The 11684-nt window shown below is 49.7% G+C and carries 7 protein-coding genes; 4 read left to right on the forward strand and 3 right to left on the reverse strand.

From position 1 onward, the window contains the following. Nucleotides 1-172: 172 nt before the first annotated feature. Nucleotides 173-2665: an outer membrane beta-barrel family protein gene (locus MJ611_RS14285; protein ID WP_250430552.1), complete on the forward strand. Its 2493-nt coding sequence runs from the start codon at nt 173-175 to the stop codon at nt 2663-2665. An 11-nt stretch (nt 2666-2676) separates the two neighbouring features. Here the strand turns inward: MJ611_RS14285 and MJ611_RS14290 are convergent, their stop codons facing one another. Together MJ611_RS14290 and MJ611_RS14295 are read right to left on the reverse strand one after the other, a co-directional pair. Beyond that, on the reverse strand, nt 2677-4026 hold the full coding sequence (locus tag MJ611_RS14290) for a sensor histidine kinase (RefSeq protein ID WP_250430554.1): 1350 nt from the start codon (nt 4024-4026) through the stop codon (nt 2677-2679). After that, nucleotides 4016-5371, reverse strand: a complete 1356-nt coding sequence (locus tag MJ611_RS14295; RefSeq protein WP_250430555.1) for a sigma-54-dependent transcriptional regulator — start codon at nt 5369-5371, stop codon at nt 4016-4018. The genes MJ611_RS14290 and MJ611_RS14295 overlap by 11 nt, the downstream gene beginning before the upstream one ends. Nucleotides 5372-5706: 335 nt before the next feature. Here MJ611_RS14295 and MJ611_RS14300 point away from each other — a divergent pair, with 335 nt between their 5' ends. Then, nucleotides 5707-8130, forward strand: a complete 2424-nt coding sequence (locus MJ611_RS14300) for an ABC transporter permease (RefSeq protein WP_250430556.1) — start codon at nt 5707-5709, stop codon at nt 8128-8130. 137 nt (nt 8131-8267) lie between these two features. Here the strand turns inward: MJ611_RS14300 and MJ611_RS14305 are convergent, their stop codons facing one another. Continuing rightward, the gene (locus MJ611_RS14305) at nt 8268-10151 is read right to left on the reverse strand and encodes a gamma-glutamyltransferase family protein (RefSeq protein ID WP_250430557.1); all 1884 of its coding nucleotides are present in this window, start codon (nt 10149-10151) and stop codon (nt 8268-8270) included. 219 nt (nt 10152-10370) lie between these two features. Here MJ611_RS14305 and MJ611_RS14310 point away from each other — a divergent pair, with 219 nt between their 5' ends. Then, nucleotides 10371-10970, forward strand: a complete 600-nt coding sequence (locus MJ611_RS14310; protein ID WP_250430559.1) for a TetR/AcrR family transcriptional regulator — start codon at nt 10371-10373, stop codon at nt 10968-10970. Nucleotides 10971-11067: 97 nt separating this feature from the next. Continuing rightward, nucleotides 11068-11601, forward strand: a complete 534-nt coding sequence (locus MJ611_RS14315) for a YceI family protein (RefSeq protein ID WP_250430560.1) — start codon at nt 11068-11070, stop codon at nt 11599-11601. Nucleotides 11602-11684: the final 83 nt, after the last annotated feature.

Consider the following 11684-nt stretch of genomic DNA (forward strand, 5'->3'; position numbering starts at 1 on the left):
ACTCTGATACAAGAGACAGGAATCCTATACCCTTTACTTACTGAAGAGGAAGCAGCCTGAATAAGGTTTGTTAAAATATTCCAAATCCGGATGCAACTATAACTACCCATCCTTGTCTTTAGGATGCACCCGCTGATCCCGAAGTAATACAAAACATTACACCTATAAAACTATGAAAAAAAGAACACGCTTTTTGCTGGGACAACTATGCCTTTTCCTCAGCCTTGCAACGGCAGGATGGGCACAAACTAATACTCCGAAACCGGCAACGGATCCTCCTAAAGGCAATGGAATAATCAGCGGCGTACTAACCGATTCGCTTACCGGTAAGCCGCTGGAATATGCTACCGTCGCGTTGCTGCAAAAAGGCAGCACCCAGGCATTTAGCGGTACCCTGACCGATGAACAAGGCCGTTTCACTTTCTCCGGTGTTGCTCCCGGAAACTATGAGGTTGTTTTCAGCTTTGTTGGTTACAAAACCAAGACCATACGCCAGATCACCCTTTCAGAGCGTACACCTGAAGCAAAAGTAGGTACCATCAGGCTTGGTATTTCTGCGGCCGCCACCACCCTGAAAGAGGTAAACGTGCAAGCCCTGCGGCCTACCATCACACAGGAAGCAGACAAAATGGTGGTAAGTATAGAGGGCACGGCACTGGCGGCAGGCAGAACCGCCTACGAAGTGTTGGCAACTTCACCGGGCGTATTCATAGACCCGGACGGCAACATCCAGCTCAACGGTAGGAGTGGCGTTACCATCATGCTCGATGGCAAGCTTACTTACCTTTCGGGCCGGGACCTGCGCACCCTGCTGGAGGGCATGTCGGCAGAGAACATCAAAAACATCGAGATCATCACCAACCCATCTGCCAAGTATGATGCCCAGGGATCTTCCGGTATCCTGAACATCAACCTGAAAAAGAACGAATTACAAGGTATGAACGGAAGCGTGTATGCCGGCTCCACTTACAACGGCAAGCAGTACGGCTATTCCACCGGCGGAAGTATAAACCACATGAGAGGCCCCTGGAATTCGTTTCTTACCCTGGATATGGCCCGCCGTGTGGGAGGGCGCGAAGCTACCTTTACCCGGGTGTTTGTAGGCGAAGATGAAACGGTATACTTTGATCAGGATGCGACCGGCAACTTTGAGGTGCAGGGGCCTCCGGCTGTTCGCCTGGGCACAGACTATAGCCTGAACGACCGCCACAGCATAGGGTTGATGGCCTATTACATTACCAATAAGCTGCACGGCGATTTCCTGACCGATACTTACATGGGCAATGCACCAAGCCAGCCCAACTTATACATCGATGCCAACAACTATAACACCAACCGCTTCACCAGCTTTAACTCCAACCTGCATTACCTGGGCAAATTCGATACCCTGGGCACAACCTTGTCAGCTGACCTGGACTTTGTAAAGATCACCAACCGGGGCTATGCCAACTTCTATAACTTCTATGATTCGCTGACAGTCGAGCAACCCATTTTACAGGACTTTCTGTACACCAGTACGCCGAATGGCTACGACATTTACTCTGCCAAAGTAGATTATACCCGTGCCCTTGCCAGAGGACGAAAGCTGGAACTGGGAGCCAAGGCCAGCCGTGTAGAATCAGACAACGACTCCCGCTTTTACTTTAACAACAGCGAAGTGTTGGAGCTTGACCCGCGCCGCACCAACCACTTCATCTACGACGAGAACATCTATGCAGGCTACGTTAACTGGAACAGCAAATTAGGAGAGCGCTTTACGGTACAGGCCGGTTTACGGGCCGAGCAAACCGATTCCAGGGGTGAGTCCATTACAACCGGGCAGGTGACCAGGCGCGATTACCTGAACCTGTTCCCAAGCCTGTTCGTGAAGCAAAAAGTTACCGACAAGTATGAGATCAGCTACAACTACAGCCGCCGCATCATGCGCCCGAACTATGGCCAGCTGAACCCGTTCTTTGCGTACCGCGATCCCTTTACCTACTGGCAGGGCAACCCCTACCTGAGACCGCAGTATACGCACTCCTTCGGAATTACCCAGACCTTCAAAAAAGACTATAGCCTGGCGCTGAGTTACCTGCATCACCAGGATGTGATCGCTGAAATACCGCTTATTGATGCAGAAACAAGCACCACGGTGTATACTATTGGCAACGTAGACGATTCTAAAAACCTGAGCCTGACGGCCATTGTACCTGTTAAAATTTTTAAGAAGTGGGACAGCAACAACACCCTGCTGGTAGCTTACAACGAGTACAGTACCATGGTAAATAACGAGCAGGTGATAAACGACCAAGTATACTACATGCTGCAGTCCAACAACAACATTATGCTACCACTGGACCTGAGGATGGAAGTGAACGGCACGTACCAGGGACCGGGCGTGTATGCCCTGTACCGTGTAGAGCCGAGAGGGTGGGTAAACGTAGGACTGATGCGCAAATTTATGGATGAAAAACTGGAGGTAAGTTTGAACGCGAACGACGTCTTCAAGAGCCAGCGGCTTAAGATTGCGGCCGAAGTCGGAGAGGGGAATGTCAATGATTTTGACCAGTATTTCAGGCAGCGCAACATCGGGTTTACGGTTCGCTACAAGTTCAAAAACGGCGAAAAACTGGAGGAGCGTCGTCGCAATAACCTGGAGGAACTGAACCGCACGGGCAACTGATTCGGAAAACCTTAAAACCGAAGTATAAAGGCCGTTCCTTCGCCTTCTTCCGACTGTACCTGGATGGTGCCCCGGTGCAGCATCACGATCTGTTTGCACAGGCTCAGGCCAATGCCGCTGCCTTGCTTGCGGGTGCTGAAAAATGGAATAAATATCTTCTCTTGTACTTCCTTCGACATGCCAATGCCATTATCCGAGATCCGGATCACGGTTTGCTTGTCGGGGGAAGTATAGGCAGAAAGGGTAATCTGTGGTTCCGGCCGGTCTTTTACAGCCTCAATGGCATTTAGCAGCAGGTTGATGAGCACCTGGTCCAGCAGGGTGGGGTCGGCTTTGAGCGAAATATCCTGCTCGGGCAGATTAATTTCCAAGCGGATGTTTTTCTGAGACAGGGTAGGCTGCATGAGCTGCTGCAGGTTGTAGAACAGCTCCCGGATGTAAATGGTCTGCAGGTTGAGCTTGGTGATCTTGTTCAGGTTACGGTAGGTCTGGGCAAAACGCAACAGGCCTTCGCTGCGGCGCTTGATGGTGCTGATGCCTACCTCCAGGTCTTCGATATCTTCGGGTGTAGGACCCGATGCAGCTGTTTCGTGCAGGCGGTTTTTCAAGGTATCGGCCAGTGAGGAAATGGGCGCCACCGAGTTCATGATCTCGTGCGTCATCACGCTCAGCAGCTTTTGCCAGGCTTTGGATTCTGTCTCGTCCAGGGCCTCGTTCACGTTCTGAAAAGACACCAGTTTATACGTGTTGCCATCGCTCTGGAAAGCCGTTGCTGACAACAATAGTTTGATCGTGCTCCTATCGAAGAGGCCGGTGTGGGCACTCACAATCTTGCTGCGGCCTGGCTGCAGGTGCTGCACTTCGTTGTACAGGTCTTTGTCGCGCTTGTTAAGGTAATGGATGGTCTTCATGAACGGAACATGCAGGAGCTTCTTCAGCGATTCATTCATCAGTACTATTTCTCCGCTGTCAGTATCGTATGTCATGATGCCGGTTTCCACCAGCTCCATCATCTTTTGCAGGTTCTGGTATTGGGTTTCCTTTTCCTTGTTGATGGTTTTGAACGTGGTCGTAATCTGGTTAAATCCTTTGCGGAGCGTGCGCAGTTCGTTGGTGACGTGCTTTTCGTCGAAGTACCGGGAGAAGTCTCGGTAATGAACGGCCTCGATAAACTGTTTCAGCTCGTCCTGGGCACGACGCAGAAAACGGATGAGCTCGTATACCTGAAAGATAATAAGAGGCACCAGAAACACCAGCACCTCCGCCCAACCATTCACGATCACGATGGCAGGTATGCTTAAGGTAACGAGCAGCAATATTACCCGTACCGTAAGCTTCCATTCAAATTTATCAAATGCCATACTTGCCCAGTCTGCGGTAAAGTGCGGTGCGGGTAATGCCCAGTTCTTTGGCCGCCCTGGAGAGATTGCCGCTGTGCTTCTGCAGCACCCGGTTGATGGTGATCTTCTCCAGCTCCTCCAGGTTCGACTCCTGCACCAGTACTTCTTCCACCGGCGCAGCTTCGATAGGAGAAAAGATGATATCTGGCGCGTCCAGCACGTCGCTATCGGCCATGATCACGGCCCGCTCGATGGCATATTGCAGCTCCCGAACATTGCCTGGATAGTGGTAGTGCAGCAGCTTGTCGAGCGCTACTTTGCTAAGCTCCGGCACCGGTTTCATGTACTTATGGGCGTATACTTCTGCATAGTGCCTTGCCAGCAGTATGATGTCGCTGCCCCGTTTGCGGAGGGGTGGTATGGTAATCTCTACGGTGTTGATGCGGTAGATCAGGTCTTTGCGGAAACGCACTTCGTTGGCCAGATCGGCAATCGGTACATTGGTCGCGCAAAGCAGGCGCACATCAATGTCTGTGGGCTCGTTGGCACCCACGCGAATTACCTGTCGGTTCTGCAGCACACTGAGCAGCTTCGACTGCTGTTGCAGGGATATGTTGCCGATCTCATCCAGGAAAATAGTGCCTCCGTTGGCCATCTCGAACCGGCCGGCGCGGTCCTCGCGGGCATCGGTAAAAGCGCCTTTCTTATGGCCGAACAACTCACTTTCGAAAAGCGACTCAGTAAGCGCGCCAACGTCCACTTTCACAAACGGTTTATCGGCCCGCAGCGATTGCTGGTGAATGGCTTTGGCGACCAGTTCCTTGCCTGTTCCATTTTCTCCAAGTATAAGTATGTTGGCATCGGTGGGGGCTACTTTCCGGATCTTGAGCAAAATATCCTGCATGGCCTCTGACTCTCCCAACAGCTCCAGGCCCATAGCCTTGGAACTTCCTGTTATAGTAGCTTTGGCGCCACCGCTCTTCCTGCTGATTGCGTCGGTTAGGGTTGCCAGCAGCTTTTCGTTATGCCAGGGCTTTACCACAAAATCAAAGGCGCCTTCTTTTACCGAGCGGATAGCCAGGTCTATGTCGCCGTAGGCCGTGATCATGATGACGGCAGCATCGGATTTAAGCTCTTTTATCTTGTTCAGCCAGAAAAAGCCCTCATTGCCCGTATTCAGGGCACTCCGAAAGTTCATGTCGAGCAGAATCACATCAAAAGCCTGCTGCTTTAAAAGAGCGGGAATCTGTTCCGGGTTCTTTTCGGTAACGATCTCCTTTACCTGCGGCCGCAGCAACAGGCGTACCGCTGTCAGCACATCTGCATCATCATCCACCACCAGTACCGAAGCCTTTTTTAACAGCATATGCTCTGTTTTATAGTTATATTGTACATAAAGAAACTATAATTATGCCATTTATACAACATGCTGAATACGAAGTGTTAGCAGCATTGGCACTAGCAGCAGGTGTGCAAAATCGCACACCTGCTGCGCGATTTTGCACGCCGACCTAAGTATGAAAGTGCCCTGATCGTTGAATTTCAGCTATATGTTGTTTTGGCATTGCTTGTGTACGCCTCCTGCTAAGCCAAATTGGGAAGTATAAAAAGTGCTCCTTACATAGCAGGTTATACTTGCCGGCAGGCCATTGCAGAGATAAACAGCATCAACCCAACGCAGAACAGATAAATCACAAGTGTATGTTCAGAAACTACTTCAAAACCGCCTATCGCAACCTTTTCCGGCACAAAGGCTTTACCGTAATCAATATTGCCGGCTTGGTTTTAGGGCTTACCGCCTGCCTGCTCATCGGCCTGTTTGTGTATGACGAGCTGCAGTACGATAAATTTCTGCCGGACCGGGAAAGGATCTACCGCGTTTACAACGACAGGTCAGCGGAAGCCAACACAACCTTAGCGCCTGTGCCTCCCATGTTTGCTACTACGCTGGAACAAAGCTTTCCGGAGGTAGAAGAAACGGTGCGCATCCTGATGCTGCAGTTTGAAGCCAATAACCTGGTAGAGGTAGGAGATAAGCGGATATACGAAAGCGGGCGCTTCTATACCGACCCCAACTTCTTCAAGGTATTTCAGCTTCCGTTCAAGTATGGCTCTCCAGAAAAGGCCCTCGATGATCCTTCCTCCATTGTTATCTCGGATAAGTTTGCAGAGCGTGTGTTCGGAGATATCGATCCTGTTGGCCAGAAAGTATCGGTTAACAAGTTGCCTTACCTGGTTAAGGGAGTGTTCAGCACCAAAGAGAAATTTCACATGCCGGTAAACTTTGTACTGCCCCTGGAATCGGCCGAACTCCCTGCAGATCGCATGAAAAGCTGGTCGTGGCAGCAGTTTTATACTTATGTTAAGTTGAAGCCGGGAACGGACCCGGAACTCACGCAATCCAAGTTCAGAGGCATTGTCAGAAAGCAGATCGATCCGGACCGAAACAAGCCTTATGACTACGTGCCGCACTTTCAGCCCCTGGACGAAGTATACCTCTATTCCTCTGACTTTGAGTATGACAAGTTCATTAAGGGGAATATCACCTATGTAAAAGCATTAAGTATAACCGCTGTGTTTATCCTCTTGATTGCCTGCTTTAACTTCGTGAATTTGGCTACGGCCAAGTCCATACAGCGGGGCAAAGAGGTGGGCGTACGTAAAGCTGTAGGAGCCAGCAGGGGTCAGCTCATGGTTCAGTTCCTGGGCGAAACCGTGCTGCTGACACTCATCAGCGTTATTTTTGCGGCGGCCCTTACTTCGCTGCTCCTGCCATCGCTTAACGCCTTTACGGGCAAAGAAATGGTCTTTAACGTGTTCACCAACCCATTGCTGCTGGGGTTGTTGCTTCTGCTGACACTGGTAGTAGGCATGCTGGCGGGTTTTTATCCGGCTATGGTGTTGTCGGGCTTCCAGCCTGTTCGGGTACTGAAGAGTGCCGTGGTGGTAGATAGCCGTGTGGGCAAGATACAATGGCTGCGGCATGGGCTGATTGTGGTGCAGTTTGCCTTGTCCATTTTCCTGATCATCTGTGCCGTGGTTGTTTTCAAACAGGTATCATACCTGCACAACAAAGACCTGGGCTTTAATCGCGACCAGATCATGTTTTTCCAGATGAGAGGGGAGCATATGTTCGAGAACTATGAAACGTTTAAAAACGAGCTTAAAAAAGCACCGGGCGTAAAAAATGTGTCGGTGGGCTATGGTTTCCCGGGCGATGCAACAGCCGGTGATAGAATCATTGTACCCAGAAATGGCGAAAAGATACACCACAGGGTTACGCAGCTGATGGTGGATTACGACTACATCAACACGCTCGATGTGAAAATTATAGCAGGCAGAGACTTCTCAAAGGCCTATAAAACAGATGCCGGAAACGCCTATATGATAAACGAGACGGCGGTACGGGACCTGGGCTTCGGTACCCCGGAGCAGGCACTCGGAAAGCCTTTGATCTGGCAGGTATGGAACGATAAAAATCCTGATTCGCTGAGTGAAGGAAAGATCATTGGCGTGGTGAAGGATTTCCATTTCAAGAGTCTGTATGAGAAGGTAGAGCCAACCGTGCTCCAGATCTTCCCGGATGCTTACGTGAAGGTAGCGGTGAAAATTGATGCTGCCGATGTCGCTGGTACCATACAGCGGGTAGAGCAAGTATGGAATAAGTTCGCACCGGATTACCCCATCGAGTATACTTTCATGGACGATACGTTTGCCAAAATGTACAAGGCAGAAGACAAGCTCAAGACCCTGCTGTGGATCTTTACCGGTATCGCCATATTCGTCGCCTGCCTGGGTCTGTTCGGTTTAGCCGCTTACGCTGCAGAGCGCCGTAAAAAGGAGATCGGCATCCGCAAAGTAATGGGTGCTGAAAACGCTTCGATTGTGACCTTGCTCTCCAAAGAGTTTATAAAACTGGTAGTGGTGGCGGCCCTTATTGCTTTTCCGCTGGCCTGGTATGCCATGCACCAGTGGCTGCAGGATTTTGCTTACCGTATCGATATCCCGATCTGGATTTTTATACTTGCCGGATTAGTAGCAGCTATCCTGGCTTTCGTAACCATCAGCTACCAGGCATTAAAGGCGGCTTCGGCCAATCCGGTGCTGAATCTAAGGATGGAATAGATCAAGCCACCCAATGTGATATCTTTTGATCTTTAAATCGGGTATAAAAACCTGAGTATTACCCAAAAGAGAAGCCCTGCTGGTGCACCAGCAGGGCTTCTCTTTTGGGTATGCAAGCTTTGGTCAGTAAGGATTCCTTACCAGCCTATGCCGTAATCCTCACCGTGGTTACTGGAGCCACCCCAGAAACTTCCGTGCTGCCAGTCAAAATAAATGGCGTTGATAGGACCGCTGGTACGATCGTCGAAGCTCATGATGTAGCCCATCTTTTTCAGCTCGTTTCTTACCGCTTCCGGTGTGCTGTCGTGCAATAAGATCTGGCCTGGTTTCGGTTTTCGGTCTTCGGTTTTTGTACCGCCCAGCGATAACCAGAGCTGGTTGGTATTGATGTTGGCAGCTTCGGATGCCTGCTGCACGTTCATGCCAAACTCAACCACATTCAAAAAGAACTGCAGCAGGTTCTGGTCCTGGGTGTCGCCACCCTGCACTGCAAAGGATAAGTAGGGTTTGCCGTCTTTTAAGGCCATGGAAGGAGTAAGCGTCACCCTAGGTCTTTTGCCAGGCTCTACTACGTTGAACGGATTGAGTGTAGGGTCCAGTACAAAGCTCTGCATGCGCTGACTCATGCCAATGCCGGTGTTGCCTGCAATTACAGCTGGCGTCCAGCCGCCGCTCGGCGTAATGGAAACTACCCAGCCGTCTTTATCAGCTGCCTCCACCGTGGTGGTACCTCTCCAGAGTCTGTCCTGGTACTCCTCTATGGAAGAAGAGCCGTTGCGGGTATCGTGGGTAGGAGCGAAGTTGCGTTTGGTCGTATCCATTTCGAAGCCTCTTTTCTTCAGTAGCTTTAAGTATGGATTTTTTTTGCCTTCAAACGGATAAGGGTCCCCGGGGCCAATGTTCGGGTCGTTCTTTTCATACTGGATCAGCCGGGCACGCTGTTTTGCATAGTCTTTACTAAGCAATCCTTTCATGGGTTCCTGTGGCGCGAAGTAGGGGTCTCCGTAGTAAAAGTCGCGGTCAGCAAAGGATAAGTTCATGGCCTGGTAAATCGTGTGGATATACTTTGAGCTGTTATACCCCATGCTTTTCAGGTCGAAGTTTTCGAGAATGTTCAGCGCCTGCAGCATGGATGGCCCTTGTGTCCATTGCTGTAACTTGTATACATCTACGCCGCGGTAAGTAACTTTCAGGGGCTCCTCCTCAATTGGTTTCCAGTTTGCCAGGTCCTTCATGGTAATCAGTCCGCCTTGCTCTTTTGAACCGCGAACAAACTCTTCTGCTATATCGCCTTTGTAGAAACGGTCGTAGGCAGCCATAATGGCATCTTTGCGGCTCATGCCTTTTTTAAGTGCAGCCCTTTCAGCTTCCACCATTTTGGTAAGTGTCTGCAGCAGATCTTTCTGTACAAATATCTCACCTGCTTCTGGCGCTTCTCTTTTCTCGCCCGGGTGTGTCAGGAACACTTTTTTGCTGTAAGGCCACTGCTTCAGCAGGTCTTTATTTTTCTCAAAGCTGTTGGCGGTCTGTGCCTCAATCGGGTAGCCGGCTGCCATTTCCATAGCCGGCGCCAGTACCTGCTCCAGGCTCAGGGTGCCATAGTTGGCCAGCATGTAAAGCAGTCCGCCAGGTGTACCGGGCGTAGTGGCTGCCAGCGGCCCGTTCTCCGGCGGAAAGTTGTAGCCTTTGCTTTTGAAGAACTTTGGCGTTGCTCCGGTTGGCGCTACACCCAGCGCGTTAATGGCGATAACCTTTTTGGTTTTCGGGTTGTAGATCAGGGCCTGAGTTTCTCCGCCCCAGCTCAGCACGTCCCACATGGTGCTGGTAGCAGCGAGCATGGCGCAGGCCGCATCCACGGCATTGCCGCCTTTCTGAAAGGTCATGGCGCCGGCTGTGGCAGCCAATGGCTTTCCGGTAATGGCCATCCAATTCTTGCCGTGCAAAACGGGCTTTTGCGTCTGTTGTGCAAAAGCAGACAAGGTAAAAGCAAGTATAAAAAAGAGACTTAGGAGTTGTTTCATATAGGCTTCATTTATGGTATCTAAAGATAAATAAAAACATCCAATTTACTAATCACAGTCTTCTTCAGGGTTGTTACCTATTATTCAATACATAAGCCAGGTTAGTGAACCTGCTTATCCATACTTGTCACCACATCAAAACAGATACTTTTTGAACTTATGGTACAGTTTTATAGTTTTGCTAACAGTGTTAGGTAAAATAACGCATCTAAGAATGAAATGGGAATAGCGGAAAGAAAGCAACGGCATAAAGAAGAAGTTCGTGCTTCCATACTGGAGGCTGCATGGCAGCTGGTGGTACAGGAAGGCTGGCAGGCGCTTTCTATCCGAAAGATTGCGGAGGCTATCGAGTACAGCGTGCCTGTGATCTACGACCATTTCGCTAACAAGGAGGCCATTCTGCTGGAGCTTACCAAACAGGGTTTCCGGAAATTGAATGACGGGCTAATTAAGGCGAAAGAAGGAGCTGGCAGCCCTGAGCAGCAGATAGAGGCAATGGCCTATGCTTACTGGAAGTTTGCATTCGAAAACAAAGCCTATTACCAGGTAATGTATGGCTTGGGAATCCCTTCCTGCGAAACGGTAAACCAGATAAGCGAGCTGAGCACATTCAGTGAGCTGATCCTGGAGCCGATAAAGGAACTGATCGCCGCCGGAAAAAGCCCGAAAACAGATCCTTTTCTAAAACTGCATACGTTCTGGTCTATGCTCCACGGTTTGATCTCCATCAACATGATGGGCAACGAAGACAAAGAGGAACTGAACCAGCTTGTATTGCAGGACTTTATAAAAAGCTTCGTTTCCGGTATGAAGGCATAATTTTTTTATGCTTCTCCTAACAGTGTTAGGAAAGATAACATTACTAACAAAGTATAACTTTTACACTTATATAAATTCAATTTCAGTACAGAATATTATGGCAACTACAAAATGGTCGTTAGACCTTTCTCACAGCGAATTAGGTTTTAAAATCAAGCACCTGATGATCTCAAATGTTACAGGTAACTTTACCCAGTTCGATGTGCAGTCAGAGACAGAGGGCGATGATTTTACAAATGCGAAGGTGGTAGCAAATGTTGACGTTGCATCTATCAACACCAATAACGAGCAGCGCGATGAGCACCTGCGCAATGCGGATTTCTTCAGCGTGGATGCACACCCGAACATGAAGTTTGTGTCTACCAAAGTAGAAAGAGTAGACGAAGATACTTTCAACCTCTACGGAGACCTGACCATCAAAGACACAACAAAGGCTGTAAAACTCTCCGTTGAGAACAATGGCATTGCTACTGACCCTTGGGGCAATGTGAAAGCCGGTTTCTCGATCAGCGGCAAGATCAACCGCAAAGACTGGGGCATCAATTACAACGCTGCGCTTGAAACGGGCGGGGTAATGCTAGGCGAAGAATTAAAGATCCAGGGTGAAGTACAGCTGGTAAAGCAGGCGTAAACCTGATATCTCATATTATAAAACTAAAGCGGCTGCCCTACGTAGGGCAGCCGCTTTAGTTTTATGGAAATACTAAGTATAAA

Source organism: Pontibacter ruber, assembly GCF_023630205.1.
In the GTDB taxonomy this organism is placed as follows: Bacteria; Bacteroidota; Bacteroidia; order Cytophagales; family Hymenobacteraceae; genus Pontibacter; species Pontibacter ruber.

What these genes read in the sequence shown, in the direction of transcription:
- MJ611_RS14290 (WP_250430554.1), bottom strand. Translation starts at nt 4,026, where the DNA reads ATGGCATTTGATAAATTTGAATGGAAGCTTACGGTACGGGTAATATTG.
- MJ611_RS14305 (WP_250430557.1), bottom strand. Translation starts at nt 10,151, where the DNA reads ATGAAACAACTCCTAAGTCTCTTTTTTATACTTGCTTTTACCTTGTCT.
- MJ611_RS14315 (WP_250430560.1), top strand. Translation starts at nt 11,068, where the DNA reads ATGGCAACTACAAAATGGTCGTTAGACCTTTCTCACAGCGAATTAGGT.
- MJ611_RS14310 (WP_250430559.1), top strand. Translation starts at nt 10,371, where the DNA reads ATGGGAATAGCGGAAAGAAAGCAACGGCATAAAGAAGAAGTTCGTGCT.
- MJ611_RS14300 (WP_250430556.1), top strand. Translation starts at nt 5,707, where the DNA reads ATGTTCAGAAACTACTTCAAAACCGCCTATCGCAACCTTTTCCGGCAC.
- MJ611_RS14295 (WP_250430555.1), bottom strand. Translation starts at nt 5,371, where the DNA reads ATGCTGTTAAAAAAGGCTTCGGTACTGGTGGTGGATGATGATGCAGAT.
- MJ611_RS14285 (WP_250430552.1), top strand. Translation starts at nt 173, where the DNA reads ATGAAAAAAAGAACACGCTTTTTGCTGGGACAACTATGCCTTTTCCTC.